We start from the raw sequence: 18,384 nt of genomic DNA, 5'->3' as shown, positions 1-18,384 counted from the left end.
CCGGCGACGATGCTCGCTCGCTCGGGCGCTTGCGTGGGGCCGTGCCAGGCTGCACCATCGATCGTCTGGGCCGCGCCGATGGCGTGGTAGGCGTGCATCTGTTTGTGACGAAACGACCAGCCCGCCAGTCGCTGCACCTGCCATGGTCCCGTGCCGGTGTTCAGTTGTGTTTCCAGCCCCTCGGCAGCGCAGATGAACCCGCCCTGCCGTGAGACCTGCGCGGTGGGCGCATCGGCACCGATCCACCAGGCGAGCACCTCGAAGTGATGTTCGCCCGCGGTGAGGTCAATCGCATACGAGGCGAAGCTCCACTGGCCGAGATCGCAGCGGTCCGGGCTCATGCCGACGTACTGCCCGTCGATGAAAAATTCGTATCGCTGATCGGCACTAAGGTGCAGGCGGATCGCAGTCGGCTCGTCGAGCGTGAACGTATTCGTGAATCGAAGCACAGCCGGTTCGTCGATCGCGCACGCCGAGTGCCACACCCACGCTGCGGCTTCGATGGCGTATCGGCGGTGAATGTTGCTGTCGCCCATCGGCTCGATGGCGGGCAGCGAAAGACGTCGCACATGCTCGAGCGGCAGGTGCTCGGCAATTCCTCGGTTGTTATCCATACGCTTTAGTCTGAAGTCATGATCGTTCGGTTGCAAACAAAACGGCTCCACCGGAAGGGGGGAGCCGTTTCGCAAAAGGTCGTGATATGGGGCCTAGGGCCCACGTTACGCGGTGCGGCGTCGACCGAGCAGCAACGCGCCGCCGATACCCAGCAGCGCGAGCGACGCCGGTTCGGGGATCGGGGCGTATGCGCCGGTGGTGTCCCAACGGACGTAATCCCACGTAGTCGTGCCGCCGTAGCGGCTGCTGGACGTGTCGCCGAACAGAAGTTGGTTGGTCGTGGAGGCATTGCCGGTGAGTTCGTCGGAGACCAGAATGTTGTCAATCCAGGCCGAGTAAGCGCCAGCCCCTTCGTCGGCGGAGGGGTCGTAGGCGATGCGGTAGGTGCGATACACTGACGGATCCGGGATAACCGAGCTTGAACTATTCCACCGAATGATCGAATTATCCCACCATTCGAGTTCAACCTGTTCCGTACCGTCGGCGATGCGAACGAGCACTGGACCGCGCGGGTCATCGATGTCATCGACTCGCATCCGGAATTCGACTGTATACCCGGTGGCGCGAACAAAGCTCGGGTCAAGGTGGAAGAAACGACTATTGTTGTGCAGGGTCGTGAGGGTCAGTTCGCCGCCGCTGACGCCGTAGTCCTGACCGCTGCCTACCCCGGTCCATGAGGGCGAGGCGTTTTGAGGGATGGCGTCCGCTTCGTATTGGCCATTGGCACTATTGACGAAGTCGTCCGACTCGCGAATCACGAGCGAGCCGAGGGAGACGCTTGTGATTGTCGCACAAGTCACGGCACCGACGATCAGATTTGCAGCCATACGCATGGGAAGTTCCTCCTGAAAATGAAGTCGTGAAACTGAAAAACCGAACTGAATGTGCCAATTTAGAATTGGCCCGATAAAGGTACCACACTTGCCGTTGATGTCAAGCTATCTACCGCGATTTTGACGCCGTCATTGCTTTGCGGGCGGGCGGTGGGGTCGTGCCGGGCTGGATATGGGACTGTCGGGGGTGCCATCTCGGTTGGAGCAGGATGTTGCTGGCGTACTCCTCGCCGGTTTCGATGGTCCGCAGCAGCGCCTCGACCGCAAGTTGGCCGGCCAGGCGGATGTCGACTTCGTAGCGGCTCCATGTGGTGGGCAGGTCGCTCACGCCGCGGTTGGTGAAGCAGACCAGGCCCAGATGCCGGCCGAGCGTGAGTTTTGTGGATTCGAGCGCCTCGATCACGGCGGGGGCGAGGAACTGGTCGCTGAGGTAGATGGCGTCCGGTCGATCCTTCGATTCGAGCAATTGGCGGACAATCGCTCCGCTGCGCAGGTCGCCCAGGCGGATCAGCTCACATCGGCGGTAGTTCAGGCCCAGCCGGTCGACGGCTCCCTCGTAGGCGTCCTGCTGCGCCTCCATCGAGTTCGCCGGGTTGTGATAGCCGAGCATGGCGATGCGGCTGTAGCCGGCTTCACTGAGGCGGCGCATAGCCTGAGGTGCCACGTCATACTGGCAGATGCCCACGGCCGGCTCGTGGCGCAGACCGCAGATGTTGCCGCAGAAGATGGTGGGCCGATGAATCCCTTCCGCTGCGCGGGAAAACAGCTCACCCCAGCGATCGACGACGAGGTACCCGTCGGCGGGATTGGCACGCAACCGCTGCCGCAGGGTGGTGGCGGTCAGCGGACGCCCGGATTCGTCCAGCACGGACACGATCGACAGCGCGTGGCCGAGATGTTGCACGGTTGCAATCATCCGCTCGACGGCGGCGTGGTGGATCGGCGAGGCGTCGAGCCAGTCGCCGCAAAGGCACAGGCGAAGCGGCGCGTTGCCCGTGCGGTGCGAAAGCGGCGCGGCGGATTGGCTTGTGGGCAGAAAAATCTGGTCCACATTGTCCAGTTCGCTCTGCTCCCATACCTCCCGCAGCCGGGCGGCGCGGGCGTCCGACGGCTCGGCCCGCTTGACGACGTAGGTGCCACTGCCGCGGGTGCGCGAGAGCAGGCCCCGGTAGGCCAGTTGGCTTAACGCCTCGTTGACCTGACGGCGGCCCACGTCCAGCACCATGGCCAAGTCCCGCTCGGAACGCAGCCGACGGCCGGGCGTCGCCCACTGGTCGGTCAGAGCATGCTCAAGGATGTCGAGTACCTGCTCAGTGCGATCAACCATTCTGCTCGATCTCCGAAAAAGGGGTTGACAGTCACCACGGATCCTGTGACAATCGTCCCGCAATGGTACCACGGCCGTCTACCGCTTTCAACAACAAAGTTCGCCGCCTTTGTGATCTTGTCGGACCTGAACAACGCATCGTGTTTTCTATGAGTCGGTTTGATGCTGCTTTCCGCGACTGCGTGTCGTTAATCTATCGCCCCTTTTTATCGATCTGGAGCCTGTTTCATGTTGAACGTTTCGATTGACTGCCGTCTGCCGGTGTGTGTGGCCGACTGGCGCAGTTTTACCGTGCTTACGGCGTTGGTGTTCATGGCTGCTTATTTCGTCATGCCGGCCTACGGTGTGCCTGAGGAGCCGATCGCGATCGACACCGGCCCGCAATTTCTTCACGACGACTACCTTGTGGACAACTACTGGGTGCCCGGCCACAGTCGCGCGATCGTGGAGCGGCATTTTCATACGCCGATTCACTATGAAGGCAATCCGATCCTGGAGGGCGAACGATTCAGCTATATCAGCGTGCTCCGTGGGGAGGACGGGGTGTTTCGCATGTGGTATCAATTATTCAACCCCAGGACGGTCGAGCCTGACCCGCCCCCGGGGCTGCCGCGGTACGGCATCGCCTATGCCGAGTCGGACGACGGCGTGAACTGGGAACTGCCGACGTTCGGCGAACATGAGTGGCGCGGCTCGAAGGACAACAATGTCGTCTGGATGGGCTACGACGATCGCGGCGCGGCTGGCGGGTTTGTCATAGAGCTGCCCGAAAAGCACAGCCGGGGCTACAAGTACGCCATGCTCTATCAGACGCATACGGGCATGCATCTGGTCGGCTCGAAAGACGGCATTGAATGGGACAGGGACAGCGACGTTCGGCTCAAGCATCTGCATAGCGACACGTTCAACGCCATCGCCTACGACGATCAGGCGGAGCGATGGTTCATCTTCTGCCGAGCCCGGAACATCTATCGCAACTGGATCGACGACGACGATCAGGGAGCGGTGCGACGTGTCGCGGTGATGTCTTCCGACGACTTGTGGGGAACGTGGGCCGATGAGCCGTCAACCATTCTCGTGCCCGATCTCATCGACACCGAACGGGGCTTTACCTTTTTCTACGGCATGCCCGTGCGACATTACGGCGGCGTGTTCTGGGGGTTTCTCTGGCCTTTCCAGATGAACACGGTCATCCTCGCCGAGCTGGCTTTCAGCCGGGACGGCGTGAACTGGGAGCGGCCGGAGAAGCGTCCGCGTCTGCTCGAGCCGGGCGAGGAAGGTTCGTGGGACGGTGGGCAGGTGATCACCACGCCGCACTGGATCGAGGTGGACGATGAGTGGTGGATCTACTACACGGGACAGGATGGCCCGCACGGTCGACCGACGACCAACACCTCGTCGCTGGGCCTGCTGAAAATGCGCAAGGAAGGGTTCGTCTCGCGCTATGGCCCGTCGATGGGCGGGCGTGTGTGTACGCGGACGATTACCTGGCCCGGGGGTGATCTGCTCGTGAACGCCGCAGCGAACGGCAATCTGCGCGTGCGTGTGGTCGATCCGATGCGCCAGCCGATCGACGGCTTCAGCTATGACGAGTGCGACGTGATGGCGGGTGACAGTGTCGCGCATCCCATCCGATGGAACGGACGCTCGCTGGATGAGTTGGCGGGCAAGGACGTTCGCATTGAGTTCGCGTTGCGCGACGCTCACCTCTACACCTTCCGCGCTACGGGCGACCGTCTTGACGACGCGCGCGCAGCGGAAATGCGAGAAAAGCTTCAGGCGGTACGGCCGACCGCATCGGCCCCGGCGTCGCGGGAGACAGCAACGGGTGATGATGCGATTCCCGAGATGGAGCACGCGGAGCGGCCGGAGGACACCGTTGCATCACGGGATCGCCCTGCGGTGGACGTTACTCAGGTCATGAGTGCTGAGGCGCAACCGTTGATTCATTTTACGTTCGATGATGACGCGGCCGATGTGCTGCCGAGTCAGGGGGCGGTCTCGGTGTCCTTGCAACTCGGCGAGAAAGGCAAGGAGCAGACGACGACGCCGAAGCGTGTTGCGGACGGCGACGGTGGGCACGCACTTGGTTTTGATGGGGAAGATGATCTCGCGTTTGGCCAAGTGCAGGGGACGTTGCCGGAGGCGGGGGTGCTGCAAGTCCGCTTTCGGCCGGACGTTGATCTTGATCGCTCCATCCCGATCAACAAGCACCTGTTTAACCTTTTCGCCGATACCAGGCACCGCGACGTTATCATGGTCGAACGTCACACGGGCCGACTGGTTTATCAAGCCATGCGGCAGGATCAGGAAACGGTGACGCTTCGCTCGCAGGCGAACTTCCAGGCAGGGCAGTGGTACGAGGTGACGGTGGTGTTCGGTCCGGGTGGGTCGCGGATGTATGTCGACGGTGAATTGCAGGACCAGTGGGGAGGCGGGTTCACGTGGTCGTCGTTGAGGAGGCCGACGCTGTATCTCGGCAGTGTGCCGCCGAGCTTTGGTTCGGGCTATACGTTTCCGGGGGCGATCGGCGACGTGCGCGTGTACGACGCCAACCCGGACGGCAGAGCCGACGGGCAGAACGGCAATGGCAACGCCGAGGCCTCGCAAGAGGCGGTTCATCGTGGCCGAGCCATGCAGGGGCGGAGCGTGACGCGCGGCGATGGCGAAGCCACTGCTGCCTTTCGCGACGGTCGGCTGAGTCAACTGCGACTCGGTGGTTATGAGTTTCTGTCAGCAAGCCATGACGAGCCGTTGTGGGTGATCGAACTGGCGGAACCCGATTCGGAAACGGCTGTGCGGGTGGCCTCGGATGGCAGCAGCGCGGATGGATTTCGCGTGACGGCACGAGCGACGAACGATCGGCGCGACGCGGTCACGGCGGGGCGATGGGACATCTCAGATGCGAACAGGCGGCGCATCGCTACGGTGGAGGCGTGGGTCGCACGCACGAATTCGGGATCGCTTGATTTTCACTTCGCACTCGATGGGCTTGATGGCAGGTATGTGGTGCGCAAGGCGTGGTATCCGCAAATGCCGCTGGCCCGGCTAGGCGAGGCGGCGGAGGACGACTACCTGCTCGTCCCGTGGTCGTATGGGCAGATTTATCGTGATGTACATGCTCAGCCGAACAGGCCATGGGGGCGCGGCAATGATGATGTGCTGCAAGCGGTGCATCGCACGCGATACCCATCCAAGTTCGGCAACCTGCAGATGCAATTCTATGGAAACGAGGAAGCGGGAGGCGGGCTGTTGATGATGACGCCGGACGCCCAGCGGCGCATCAAGGACCTGGTCGTCGATCGAACTGGTGATGCGTCATCATTGCGCGCGCGTTTCGGTCATCATCTGACGGCGGACGAAGCCGTGCGCGGCCGGGCGGAACTGGACTATCCGGTTCGCTTGCAGTGGGTTTCGGGCGATTGGTACGACGCGGGCCGAGCCTATCGGTCTTGGGCGATGGAACAGTCATGGGCGCGAGCCGAGTTGGCGCTGGGGCGGCGGGGAGACTTGCCCGAGTGGTATGCAGGGATGCCGAGTTGGGTGCGTATACCGGCGGACCCGCGATTCACGTTTGAAGAAAAAGCGCAGTGGCCGTTGGGCTGGGTCGAGGCGGTCGGCGGGCCGATGGGCGTTCACTGGTATGCATGGGATGCGGAAGGTGGGCCTTGGAACCGAGCGTTTCCGCGATACGTTGAGCCGCACGCGCAGTTCGGCAGGTTTGTTGAGCAATATCAGTCGGCAGGCCTGAAGGTGATGCCCTACACGAACGCGCGGCTGGTCGACATGGACGAGCCGAGCGTGTGGGCGGATTATGAGGAAGCTGTGGTGCGTAACCGTAGCGGGGACGTCCGAGCGTCAGAGCGATGGCCTTTTTACGCCACGCGCGATCAGGCCGAGGCAGCCCGGGCGGCGGGGAAAGAGGCGCGGTCGCCTGAGTGGGCCGACGGACGCTTGTTTGAGGTCATGCACGAATTCGCGGTTGCCTGGCTGGGGGCGGATGCGTGGCGGGAAACGCTCCTCGACCGTCATCGCCGGCTGTTTCTCGACCATCAGGTCGATGCGGTGTACCAGGATCAACTGGGCGTGTATGCGATGTTTGAGCATGGGTCGGCGTCGGCGAACAGCGACGATGCGCCGGGCGATCCGCAGGCGTGGCAGCGTCACAAGGACACGTTGTACGGCGAGATTCGCGAAGACATTCAGTCGCATGGGAAGCAGCCGGTGCTGGTGTCGGAGTATCTCAACGAGTCACAGATGCCGCACATCGTTGGCGGGCTGACGGTATCGGAACTCGGCGACGCCATGCGCGAGCCTGTGCCGTTGTGGCCGACGATCTACCACACTCACTTCGCCGCCATCGGTTGGCAGGACGATCCATCACACCTTCGCGATCCGAAGCACTACCTGCACGGCCGCATGGTGCCGCTGGCATGGGGATCGCAGTTGGGCTGGATTTCCTATGTCATGCCGCAACTGCCGCGGGATCACCCAGCGATTGTCGAAGCATACCGGCAGGCGGTGACGTTGCGACGGGAGAACCCGACCACGCTGGGCTGGGGCGAGATGCTCAGGCCGCCCATGCTTGAAGATGTTGCTGTGCTCGACGTGCCCCAGGGCGGCGGCGACGATCGCTGGCCGTGGCAGGCGATTCTGGCGGGCTGTTTTCGCGATGCGGAAGACGGTTCGCGCGCGATGGCTGTTTTCAGCAACTGGACCGACGAGGAACAGACTGCCACCGCGGTGATTGACACATCCGCGTTTGACGGGCGAGTCGTCGCCGAGCGACAAGATGGCACGACCCTCGAAGCCGCAGCGGGTGATCCGTTGCGCATTCCTTTGACCCTTTCTGCGATGTCCATTGAACACCTTTACATTCACGAGGTGCAACCATGACTTTGACGGACCAGTCCCGTATTCGTTCGACCGCCTTTACCCTTATCGAGCTTCTGGTCGTGATTACGATCATCGCCTTGCTTGTCGCCATTCTGTTGCCCGCTCTCGCCAGGGCAAGGGAAGCGGCTCAAGCGACCCGTTGCCTGAGTAACCAGCGGCAGATCGGCATTGCGTTGGCGGGATATCAGGCCGAATCCAGTGGTTTCTTTCCGCCGATGTTCCCGGGATATCATCCCGACAACCCCTCTTCTAACAATCTATCGTCTGATGGGTTCTATGACTGGTCGAGCACGCTGATGACGCTTGACCATCTGACGGGCAAGGAAGTGTATATATGTCCCTCCAACGGGCATATTGATCGTTCGCGCGTCATTCTTGCGTCCACACATCACACCATTTTCAAGGCGAACTCTTACGGCTACAACCGCCTGCACATCGGCACAAGCGCTCGCTATCTGCCGCCATACCACACCGCCGACCCGAACCTGTCGCCACCTGCGCGTGAAGATCAGATCAGATCGCCGAGCAGCACCATCACGGTGGCCGACGCATGGCTTTTGAAGCCGCCAGAGAACGATCCGGCCACGAACGAGACCATTCACTATTTCATGGACAGAAGCACCAACTCCGGCAGAATCAACGAGACTCTGCACGGCGGGCCGCAGATGCTATGGGCGGATGGACATGCCACGCGACAGTCCGCCGAGTGGCTTGCGGAGGAAGTTTATAATCCGATCTACGACACTGAAGGCGGCAGTCCATTGCTGCGGCGTTTCCCTCGCTAGACGTTCCGGTTGTCACTCCGCTACACATACGCATGAAAGCGCGACAGGATGATGCATTGGCTCGATGCGTTGATCATCGTTATCTATCTCTCGGCTGTGGTCGGGGTGGGCATTCTCGCTCGCGGTCGGCAGCAGAACGCGGATGACTACTTCACCGGCAGCGGTGGTTTCAGTGGACCAATAGGCTCGATTTTCGTGGGCCTGAGCATTGCCGCGACGCTCTTTTCCGGCATCAGCTTTCTCGCTTACCCCAGTGTGTTCTATGACGGCGGCACGGAACTGCTGGCGGTGCTGATCGTGTTCCCCCTGGCGTTGGCGGTACTGGCTTTATACTTCCTGCCGCGGTACCTCAGCGGCCGAAGCCAATCGCCTTACGCGATCATCGAACGTCGCTTCGGCCTCTCCACGCGCACCGTGGCGGCGAGCATGTTTATCCTGCTGCGCATCGGATGGATGGCAGCGCTGATCTATGCGCCGACCATCGCCATCATGGCCGCGGCCGACCTCGGGCCGCCATGGTTCTGGCCGCTCGTGCTGACCATCGGACTCAGCAGCACGATCTACACCACGCTCGGCGGGATTCGCGGCGTGATCGTGACCGACGCGATTCAATTTCTTGTCATCGCCGGCGGTATCGCGCTGACGATCGGCTATGTCGTGCTCTACCTGCCCGCCTCATGGAGCGCGGCCGCGGCATCACTGGCCGACAGCGGACATCTGCATCGTCCCAACATGTCCCTGGACCTCACGACGCAACTGACGATCTGGTCCGTGGTGATCGGCGGCACAGTGGCCAACTTCGGCAGCTACATGGGCGATCAGATGTCGCTGCAACGTTACCTGGTCCTGGGCAGCACCAAGGCGGCGGCCCGCTCGTTCGCCATCAACGTCGTCGGCGTTGTTGTCGTACTGGTGATGCTCGCCGGGGTGGGACTGGCATTGGCCAGTTGGTATCAACACGTGCCGGACGCGAATCTGCCGGCCGATGCCGACAAGGTGTTCCCGCATTTCGTATCCACGCAGTTGCCCATCGGTCTGGCCGGCCTGCTGCTGGCGGCGATTCTGGCAGCGACGATGAGCAGCATGACCAGTGGGATCAATGCGCTGGCCAGCACGTTGACGATGGACTTCCGGTTGCGGTTCGGCCGACAACTGTCCCCGCAAAAGCAGTTGCGCTTTGCGCGCGTGACAAGCTTGACGATCGGCGTGCTGTCCACGGTGATCGCCGGCTTCGTGGGGGCGCTCGGTTCGATATTCGATATTGCACAGACGCTGTTGGGCGTATTCCTCGGTCCCTTGTTGGCGTGCATGTTGTTGGCGGTGAGCCGGTGGCCCGTGGCCGGCCGCGCAGTGATTGCGGGGCTGATTACCGGCGGCATCGTTGGCGGAGCAGTTGCCTTGTCCCCCATTGCCAGCCTGTGGGTCGCGCCCTTCGCATTCGGCAGCACGCTGCTGGTGGTTGTGGCTGTGCGTTCGCTCGTCAACGACACGCGCGAGCCTGAAGTCCTGGGTGCGGAAGAATCGTAACTGCCATGACTCAGCAACAACTCGTACACCAGGGATCGTCGGCCATACAGCCACCTTCATCAAACAAGGAGACCAACTCATGAGCGACCGACACCGTTCACGTTCCATGTTCAACCACACCATGCCCGTCCTGCTGGCAGGCGTGATCGCCTTCCTCGCCGCCGCTCCGGTGCTCGCCGACGACATGGTCGAATACGGCAAGATTCTGGTCGACTTCGACAGCACGTGGCGTTACCACGACGGCGACGTCGACCTCGGCACGGCGTGGCTCGACCCCGACTATGACGACAGTGACTGGAACGAGGGCCCCGGCCTGCTCGGCTACGACACGCGCGACCGCAACTGGCCCGGGCCAGGCCTGCAGACGGAACTGGAGGAGTACCTGATCACTTACTACTTCCGCAAGTCGTTCGACTATGACGGCTCGACCGACGGCGTCAGTGTTCGCCTCGACCAGATCATCGACGACGGTGCGGTGTACTACCTCAACGGTGAAGAGATCGGCCGAACCGAGTGGATGCCCGAAGGCGATGTCGGCTTCGGTACGGCCACCACACGCCCCATCAACCCGAGTTTGGAAACCGGCGTCTTCGAATTCGACGCATCCAAGCTGCGTCAGGGGAGGAACGTGCTGGCCGTGTCCGTGCATAACAATGGCCGAAGCAGTTCGGATATCTGCTTCGGCATGCGTCTGATCGCTGCTGAAAGCCTGCAGACGCCCGTCGCGCTGTTGTTGACCTGGCAGCAGGATCCGACCACGACGATGACGGTCATCTGGCACAGCAAAGACGAAAACGATACGGGCGTGATCGAGTATGCCCCGCTCGGTAACGATGCCGATCACGCGACTGCCGAGGTCAGCCGCCAGCGCCCCATGCCTTACTCCGACCGCCACATCTACATCGCTGAAATCACCGGCCTGGAACCCGGCTCGGACTATCAGTTCCGCATTCGCCGCGACGCGGCTGGCGAAAACAGCCCCCACTACCGATTTCGCACCATGCCAGCCGAGGCTGATCGCCCCATCCGCTTCGCCGCCGGCGGCGACACACGTCAGTCGCAACCGAGAATGGAACGGACCAACCGCGTGGCCATGCAATACGACATCGAGTTCGTCGTCTGGGGCGGCGACTTCGCCTACGCCGATGGTCAGCCGGAGCGCGTCGACCGCTGGTACGAATGGTTCGACGCCAACATGAACACCCTCATCGACGACGACGGCCGCGTCGTGCCCGTCATCCCCACGATCGGCAACCACGAAGTACGCGGCGGCTACTACTGGGGGCAAGGGCGCGGTGAAGATGCTTACGAAGATTCCGACGCCTTCCGCGAAGAGATCGCCCCTTACTACTACAGCCTCTTCCCTTTCCCCGGCCACCCCGGCTACGCCATGCTCGACTTCGGCGACTACATGTCACTTGTCCTCCTCGACTCCGACCACACCACGCCCATCGGCGGCGAACAGACCTCCTGGCTGGAACAGCAACTCGCCGATCGGCAGGACGTCCCGCATGTCTTCCCCGTCTACCATGTGCCCGGGTTCCCTTCTCACCGCAGCTACGACAGCGCTGTCCACGTCCGCGTGCGCGAACACTGGGTCCCCCTCTTCGAACAGTACGACGTGCGCGTCGCCTTTGAAAACCACGACCACACCTACAAGCGAACCGTCCCGATTCGTGACGGCGAACAGGCTGACGACGGCGTCGTCTATCTCGGCGACGGCGCATGGGGCGTCGGCACACGCGAACCGCATGACGTGAACGAAACCTGGTACCTCGAACGGGCCGAGGCGAAACGCCACGCCATCATCGTCACCATTCATGGCGAATCACAGGATTTCAAGGCGATTGACGAGAACGGCAAACTCATCGACCACCATATCTCCCGCCCACGCCATTGATATTGGCGATCGCCTGCGTCCAGGGCACGCTGGATACGGTGCGCGACTTCGCTGTGTTCGCCCCGACAGCAATCGTCTGAGCTTCGGCTGTCCAGTGGACACGGACTGCCTCGGCGCAGTTGCGCCGATTGTCCTCAGAACTTGCTGACGCTGACCCGTCGGGCACAATCGACTGTCGGCCGACCGAGTGATAGACGATCCCGTGCTCGCGCATTGTCTCGGTTCGGCAGAAGGTGCGGCCTTCGAAAATCACCGGCTCTTTCAAACGCGACCGTCATCCGTTGAATTCGGGATACTTGAACTCCTCGCAATCCGTACACACCACCAGAGCATCTGCCTCGTCGAGCGCGGCATACGGCTCGTTGGCGTGTCCAGTACCGACCGGCAGGTGATGTGCGCCAACGGCTCGTGTGCCACGGCACTCGCGCCGTGCAACCGAGCGATACCGCGGTGCCAGAGGCTACCTGGGGTCGTCCCAGTTGCGAATCCCGACCCGAGGCGAGAGCCGCCTCGGGTCGGGATCGATCCGGAATTGACTGGTCCGAATGGTCGCCATGTCAACCTCAATACGCTCCACGAACGTTTCGACCAGTTCGCGTTTGACCGTCGGCGTCAGGTCGGTCAGCAGCTTGTCCACGGACGCCAGACGAGCGATAGCATACGTGGCGATCGCCTCGGGGTCCTCGTCTGCGTACTGGCTGGCCTGCTCGTGCTGAGCGATCTGCTGCTCCAACTCGCTTCGCTGCCGTGAAAGCCGATCCAGTTCAGGGCGAGCGTCTGCGAGGTTGGCGGCATCGAATGTCTGCACGATCAATTGCACTTTTTTCGTGATCGCCTCCCGCTGCTGACGCAGGTCGGCAAGCGTCTGCGCGTCGGGCGTGTGACTCGCCTGGGACTCGATAACCTCCGTGATCCGCTGCCGCAGGTACGGCTCATCGCCGCTGACGCGTCGAATCAGGTCGAGCACGCTCTGCTCCAGCGCCTCAGCAGGGATGAGCTTGTTGTACGGACTGCCCTTGCGAGCAACCGAACGGCCCTTGCGATGGCGGTAGTAGCGCTTGTACCTGCAGTTTTTGCCGCTGCGCGTGCCGGTGAGCGAGCCGCCATCCTGCTTGGCGAACAGCAGGTCGGTCAGCACGTACTCACTGGCCTTGTGCTTGCTCGGCGAACGCTTGGGCTGCGTGGGGTCCTGGCTGCGCTGCCAGCGTTCGTCCAGCAACTGGCGAATCTGCGTGAGCGCCTTGTCGCGCAACGCTGTTGATAGGAAGTCGTTCATCATTGGCTGATCTTCCCACACCCACTCATCCGGTGGACGCAGGGACCGCGGCGCGTTCTGGCACGTGGCCAGCACCTGCGGATCATGCTGGACGGCCTCGGGGCGGTCCGTGCCGCGGGAATGGTAGATCGACTGCCTGACGTGGTTGCCCAGCGCCACGCCACAGTAGACCGGGTTCTCGTAGATGCTTTCGACCTGACGCTGGCTCCAGCTTTTGCCCGTCGGCGAGAGCACGCCGCGTTCGTTGAGCTGGTTGGCGATCCGCCTGCCACCGAGGCGCTGGTTGTAATGCAGGTCGAAGATTTCGCGCACCACGTTCGCCTTGGCCGGGACGCCGGGGACGATGACCGGCTTTTCTTCTTTCTGTTTGCGGTAATGGCCCTTGCTGCCCCCACCCGCGCGACCATAGGTGTCGATGACGACGTCCGTCTCGGCGTGCAGCTTCTGCTGCCGGCCGTCACCGAGGTTCCGGATGACAAACAGCGGCTTGTCCTCGCAGTTGAGGTACAGACGATTGCAGCCGTATGGCGTCTGCCCGACGATGGTGTTCGCCCCGGTCTGCAGCGCATGCATGCGACCCTGCACCGAGCGCTGCGAGATCGAATGAGCCTGGTCCCTCGCGGCACCAAGCTTCAGGGTCGTAATGAGATCAGTATAGGCCCGTCTTCAGGCAGATTGTCCCCGGGACACAACAGTTCGATACCGACGCGGGTGCATTCGAACAGGAACCAGTTCCCATGCTGGCTGCCGCCGCGCGTCAGTCGATCGAGTCGCTGGACCATGAGGACGTCAAAGTCATCCTTTGTCCGCTTGCGCTCGATCAGGTCCGGCAGGTCCTGCCGCTTGCCTGGCAGCGAGCCGGTGACGCCATTGAGGACGATGTCATCGACATGGATCATGCCGCGCTGCCGACCCTCCTCGTGCAGCCACTTGAGCTGCGCCTCAGTGCTGGTGGTACCTTCGCTGTCGTCACTTTGGCGCACGCTGCAGATGAACCGCTTGCCACGCCAGCGGTCACTTGGGTATTTCTTGTTTTCCTTCATTGGCAAAACTCCTGTGAGCCCGCCCCTGACGGACCAATTCCGTCAGCATTCGGTCCAGCGCCCGCGCCATACGATCTGCTTCAATCCCAGAGGCAGGCCTGGCGCGGACGGTCAGGACAGGCTTTGACCCACGTTTCTTCTTTTTCTGCGAAGGCATCTGAAACTCCTTCTTTTATTTCTGGAATTTCTTTTGACGCGCTGCTCAGCCCTCGTGGTGACGTTGTTTCTGCTGGTCCGCGGCGTGCCGCACCAAGGCGCTGAGCATGCAGCACGCCCTTTGGATAAAGGCGTCTGACGCCACGTCATCCACGCCCCGGACAATCAGTGTGGCGCTGACCGCATCCTGCCTTTCTTCGAGCAGGCAGAACCTCTGCTCCGGATGTTTCATCTGTTGTTTCCGAGCATCGCGTGGTTCCTTCCACAGAAATTCATCTTTCATGCGTGCGCTCCCTTATGGGGTGTTCCGGTCGTTTAACCGGCTGATCCACTGCTGAAAATTCTTCGTGTCGCGTCTGAATGACAGGCGTTTGAGCTGCTGTAAAAACGTGCGCACCTCCGCGGCATCCAGTGGCCCGAGCGCCTGAACGCCGCGATCGGCATGCGCCTCGACCTGATCGTGCGGTTCGATCGGGTGAGGGCCGTGCGCGTGAACCGCGCGGACGGCTTCGAGTAGGTCTTCCAATGGCACGCTCATCTGCACGACCAATTGATAGTCGCAATGGACACAGCGCAGATGCAACTGCGTGGTGGCAGCCTCGGGCACGCCGCCGGCGGCATCGACCATGCCAGCGCCGACGCCCCGTAATGAATGTTCATCCATCGGCTGGTTGCAGTTCTGGCAGCGAATACGGCGTAGGGTCGACTTGAGCCAAGGGGGCAGATCCATATTGGCGTTGTTTGTGTACAGGGGTGCGATGGTGGGTGTTACGAACGACTGCCGCACAGGGGTTAGGGAGGACGGTCGGGATCCACGCCTATCCTTCGAAGCCAGCGATGCAGGCTTTTGCTGTGGAGTCTGAAGGCCAGATATACGCCTCAGCGACCCGCCCGTCATCGCCGCGTCGACGCCGACGCACCAACACGCCAACCTACACCGTCCGCCACGGCCCGCGCGGTGAACGACTGGTCGAGCATCGCCCAGGTTCAGAAAAAGATTTTTATGTGACTAGAACCGATTACGACGCTGCCATCAAAGCCCTTGCCCAAACCGCCACCCCCGATGTGCGCTTCGATCAACTCCACAAAGCCTTCCTCGCCGCCGGCGGCAGTCCCACGAAATCCGCGTATCCCCTACGCGTCGTTCTCCGGTACCTCCGCAATCATCAGCCGCCGCTCGTCATGAGGCGAGGCGGCGGCTACAGCCTCACCGCAAAGACCAAGGAATTTCGTCAGGAGGCCGAGCGGTTGTGGGATCGGGGATGCGAATGAGAATGACGTTGCGCCCGCCGACGGGCGTGCGACTCTACCGCATCGGCGTCCCGCCGATCATGATGCTGCCCATCGTGATCGGCTCGCGGGATCGCGGTCATGCTGACACCGTGGCGTAAATGTCGGCGTGCGTTTCGCAATAGATCCAACGTCGATCGAGAGTCGCCGCAGCACGGCTGGCGGGGCCGGTGCCGCCGAAGGGTTCGAGGATGAGGTCGTTGGGGTAGGTGTGTTTGCGGATGAGGAAGGCGCAGAGGTCGGTGGGTTTTTCGAAGAGGTGGTGGGTGTGGCCGGTGGCGTAGGTGGGGCGCGGGGGTTTGAAGGTGAGGATGTCGGTCCGCGGGGAGCCGTCATGGTTGTGAAGACGATCGCCGGCACGGGAGAGGACGAGGAGGCGTTCGGTGCTGATGCCGTAGGGTTCGTCGCCGCGGCCGAGCTTGACCTTGCCTTTGAGCCAGGTCAGGGCGCGGTGGCAGTGGTAGCCATGGGTTGCAATGGCATCGGTCAGCCAGGCGGGATCGGCGCAGGCGCCGGGGCGGAAGAGGATGAGGCAGCCGTTGGGGGCAAGCTTGGGCAGCGCGACGCGGAGCAGGTCGATGGTGACTTCACGGGCGTCGGCGTCGGTGATGTTGTCGCACTTGCGATGGCTCGCTGTGGGCGTGGGGTGATGGCCGTCGTCGAGGTTGGCGTACTGGCCATAGGGTGGATCGGCGATGACGAGCTTGACGCTGGCGTCGGGCAGGTTCGGCACGATGTCGCGGAAGTCGGCGTGGTGGTGACGGTTGATCAGGTCGTCATCCACGGGCGTGCTGTGTTGGCCGGCGCGCACGGCGGCATGGGCGCGGACCTGCCGGGCGAGGAACGCGGTGGCTTGTCGCGTTGTGCCGAGGCGGTGTTCGAGAATGTGGGCGAGGGCGGCCTTGGGGGCGATGCCGAGCTTGCGGGCCGAGCGGGCGGCGATGGTGTAGAAGTGGAAGTCGAGGCCATGCCGGCGCTGGTCGGGCGGGAAGGCGAGCGCGGTCTGGCGGTATTCGCCAAGGCGCTGGCGGGAAACGCCGAGGTTGGCGGCGAGATGTTTGACGCGTTGGCCGTGCTGCTCGACGAGGTGGTTGACCAGGTCGCCGATCTCGAAAGCCTGCTGCTTCTGCTCGGCCATCAGCTCGTGCAGGCGCGTCAGCATCGGCTGGAGGTCGGTCGCGGCGCGACGAGCGTTCGTCACCGGTTGGCGGGGCATGGGTTTCCCTCCGGGGCAAGGATGGTCCCAGTCTACCCGCATCTTCAAAAAGCCAAGCGATGTGAATAGTTTGCGTCATCATGGAGCCATGCCCATTCGGCATGGCACTGCCCAGCGTTGAACGGCGGCGTCAAGACTGAAAACTCCAACCCCGGCGACCGACGGCCCGACCGTCGTCGGTATCTCTCGAAAGGACCTGATGATGTACAGCAAACCCCTGACTCGACCCAGTGAAAAAACTTACGAAAACCCTCTTCAATACTTGACTTACAGGCAGGCGGCTGCTCTCCTGCAGGTGTCGGAACGCAAGCTCTCCACGATGAAGCGCAACGGCGAGATCCCGCACCTCAAGCTCGGCAAGTCGGTGCGGTTCAGCCGAGCCCATCTGGAGCAGTGGCTTAACGACCAATTGCGGGGCGGCAACGGCAGCAAGACGAACGAGGGGCAGGTGTAGGCGATGGCGAGCATCTGTGACGATCCCAACGGTCGGCGACGCATCCTGTCCAGGGCTGCCGACGGCAAGCGCAAGACCATCCGCTTGGGCAAGATGGCCCGACCGGCAGATCGCCACGCTCGCATCGTTCATCGATGACTACATCGCCAGCCGAACCGATCTGACGCCCGGCACGCTCCAGACCTTCAAAACGGCCCGCGATCGCCTCCTATCGTTCTTTGATGCTGATCGGGAGATGCGAACCATCACCGGTGAGGAAACCGAGCGATACCGCATCCACCTCATCAAGCAGGGCTACGCCGAGAACAGCATCCGCGGCTACACAAAGAAAGCCCGGCATTTCTTCCGCGTGGCCATCAAGCGGGATCTGCTCCACAGCAACCCTTTCGAGGGGCTGCCCGCGACCGTGACGACGAATCTGGAGCGGTTCTACTACGTCGGCCGGGGAGAGATCGATGCGGTGCTCGACGCCTGCCCCGATGAGCGGTGGCGGTTGATTGTTGCGCTGGCCCGGTACGGCGGCGTCCGCGTGCCGACGGAGATCCTGCCGCTGCGTTGGCAGGATGTGGACTGGGAAAATCAGCGGATGAAAATCACCAGTCCGAAGACCAAGCATCAAGGCAAAGGAAGCCGGGTGATCCCGCTGTTCCCCGAGTTGGTCCCGCACCTCCGCGCCGCGTTTGAGGCGGCGGAGGAAGGCAGCACGCTCATCTTCACCGGCAGCCTCACGTCGAAAACGAACCTGCGGACCCAGCTTCAACGGATCATCAAACGGGCTGGGCTGGAGCCCTGGCCGAAGCTGTTCCAGAACATGCGCTCGACGCGGGAGACGGAACTGGCAGAGCAGTTCCCGCTGCACGTGGTCTGCCGGTGGATCGGCAACACGGAGATGGTGGCCACGAAGTTCTACCTGCAGTTCACTGACGAGCATTTCGAGCGAGCCGTCCAGCCTGCTGGAAGCGGCGATGAGGCGGCGCAGAATGCGGCGCAGCAATCAGCCGCTGAGCCGTGCACGGATGCGAACGATGCGCCCAACGAAAAACCGCAAGTACCGGACGGTTCCGAT

The 18,384-nt window shown here is 62.3% G+C and carries 16 protein-coding genes; 8 read left to right on the top strand and 8 right to left on the bottom strand.

Annotated elements, in window-relative coordinates; all coding sequences use genetic code 11:
- The 3 genes from ACERK3_19475 to ACERK3_19465 form a co-directional block, all read right to left on the bottom strand.
- Window positions 1-614: hypothetical protein (locus ACERK3_19475; protein ID MFA9480454.1), on the bottom strand; the 614-nt coding region annotated here is incomplete at its 3' end.
- Between the two features lie 105 nt (window positions 615-719).
- On the bottom strand, window positions 720-1,448 hold the full coding sequence (locus tag ACERK3_19470; GenBank protein ID MFA9480453.1) for a PEP-CTERM sorting domain-containing protein: 729 nt from the start codon (window positions 1,446-1,448) through the stop codon (window positions 720-722).
- A 109-nt stretch (window positions 1,449-1,557) separates the two neighbouring features.
- Window positions 1,558-2,775, bottom strand: a complete 1,218-nt coding sequence (locus ACERK3_19465) for a substrate-binding domain-containing protein (GenBank protein MFA9480452.1) — start codon at window positions 2,773-2,775, stop codon at window positions 1,558-1,560.
- Between the two features lie 228 nt (window positions 2,776-3,003).
- Between ACERK3_19465 and ACERK3_19460 the strand changes: the two genes are divergently transcribed.
- The 4 genes from ACERK3_19460 to ACERK3_19445 all read left to right on the top strand — a co-directional run bounded on the left by ACERK3_19460 (window position 3,004) and on the right by ACERK3_19445 (window position 11,883).
- The gene (locus tag ACERK3_19460) at window positions 3,004-7,671 is read left to right on the top strand and encodes a DUF6259 domain-containing protein (GenBank protein ID MFA9480451.1); all 4,668 of its coding nucleotides are present in this window, start codon (window positions 3,004-3,006) and stop codon (window positions 7,669-7,671) included.
- Window positions 7,668-8,456, top strand: a complete 789-nt coding sequence (locus ACERK3_19455; protein MFA9480450.1) for a type II secretion system protein — start codon at window positions 7,668-7,670, stop codon at window positions 8,454-8,456. Before ACERK3_19460 ends, ACERK3_19455 begins: the two co-directional genes overlap by 4 nt.
- A 48-nt stretch (window positions 8,457-8,504) precedes the next feature.
- Complete coding sequence (locus ACERK3_19450; GenBank protein MFA9480449.1) at window positions 8,505-9,983, top strand: hypothetical protein; 1,479 nt, start codon at window positions 8,505-8,507, stop codon at window positions 9,981-9,983.
- A gap of 79 nt (window positions 9,984-10,062) precedes the next feature.
- Complete coding sequence (locus tag ACERK3_19445; protein ID MFA9480448.1) at window positions 10,063-11,883, top strand: fibronectin type III domain-containing protein; 1,821 nt, start codon at window positions 10,063-10,065, stop codon at window positions 11,881-11,883.
- A gap of 460 nt (window positions 11,884-12,343) precedes the next feature.
- Here the strand turns inward: ACERK3_19445 and ACERK3_19440 are convergent, their stop codons facing one another.
- The 4 genes from ACERK3_19440 to ACERK3_19425 all read right to left on the bottom strand — a co-directional run bounded on the left by ACERK3_19440 (window position 12,344) and on the right by ACERK3_19425 (window position 14,986).
- Window positions 12,344-13,732, bottom strand: a complete 1,389-nt coding sequence (locus tag ACERK3_19440) for a recombinase family protein (protein MFA9480447.1) — start codon at window positions 13,730-13,732, stop codon at window positions 12,344-12,346.
- 59 nt (window positions 13,733-13,791) lie between these two features.
- On the bottom strand, window positions 13,792-14,202 hold the full coding sequence (locus ACERK3_19435) for a recombinase family protein (GenBank protein MFA9480446.1): 411 nt from the start codon (window positions 14,200-14,202) through the stop codon (window positions 13,792-13,794).
- 202 nt (window positions 14,203-14,404) lie between these two features.
- On the bottom strand, window positions 14,405-14,641 hold the full coding sequence (locus ACERK3_19430; GenBank protein ID MFA9480445.1) for a hypothetical protein: 237 nt from the start codon (window positions 14,639-14,641) through the stop codon (window positions 14,405-14,407).
- 12 nt (window positions 14,642-14,653) lie between these two features.
- Window positions 14,654-14,986, bottom strand: a complete 333-nt coding sequence (locus ACERK3_19425; GenBank protein ID MFA9480444.1) for a hypothetical protein — start codon at window positions 14,984-14,986, stop codon at window positions 14,654-14,656.
- A gap of 209 nt (window positions 14,987-15,195) precedes the next feature.
- Here ACERK3_19425 and ACERK3_19420 point away from each other — a divergent pair, with 209 nt between their 5' ends.
- Window positions 15,196-15,630 carry a hypothetical protein gene (locus tag ACERK3_19420; GenBank protein MFA9480443.1) on the top strand — a complete coding sequence of 145 codons (435 nt, stop codon included), beginning with the start codon at window positions 15,196-15,198 and terminating at the stop codon, window positions 15,628-15,630.
- The gene (locus ACERK3_19415; protein MFA9480442.1) at window positions 15,627-15,749 is read left to right on the top strand and encodes a hypothetical protein; all 123 of its coding nucleotides are present in this window, start codon (window positions 15,627-15,629) and stop codon (window positions 15,747-15,749) included. The genes ACERK3_19420 and ACERK3_19415 overlap by 4 nt, the downstream gene beginning before the upstream one ends.
- Here the strand turns inward: ACERK3_19415 and ACERK3_19410 are convergent.
- Window positions 15,728-16,864, bottom strand: a complete 1,137-nt coding sequence (locus ACERK3_19410) for a site-specific DNA-methyltransferase (protein ID MFA9480441.1) — start codon at window positions 16,862-16,864, stop codon at window positions 15,728-15,730. The genes ACERK3_19415 and ACERK3_19410 overlap by 22 nt on opposite strands.
- Window positions 16,865-17,063: 199 nt before the next feature.
- Between ACERK3_19410 and ACERK3_19405 the strand changes: the two genes are divergently transcribed.
- Both ACERK3_19405 and ACERK3_19400 read left to right on the top strand, forming a co-directional pair.
- Window positions 17,064-17,318, top strand: coding sequence for a helix-turn-helix domain-containing protein (locus tag ACERK3_19405; GenBank protein ID MFA9480440.1), 255 nt, complete (start codon window positions 17,064-17,066; stop codon window positions 17,316-17,318).
- A gap of 16 nt (window positions 17,319-17,334) precedes the next feature.
- Window positions 17,335-18,384: tyrosine-type recombinase/integrase (locus ACERK3_19400; GenBank protein MFA9480439.1), on the top strand; the 1,050-nt coding region annotated here is incomplete at its 3' end.

It is taken from the genome of Phycisphaerales bacterium AB-hyl4, from assembly GCA_041821185.1.
Lineage (GTDB): Bacteria > Planctomycetota > Phycisphaerae > Phycisphaerales > Phycisphaeraceae > Natronomicrosphaera > Natronomicrosphaera hydrolytica.
Note: the sequence above shows the minus strand (reverse complement) of the source record. Positions and strands in the feature narration are given on the sequence as shown.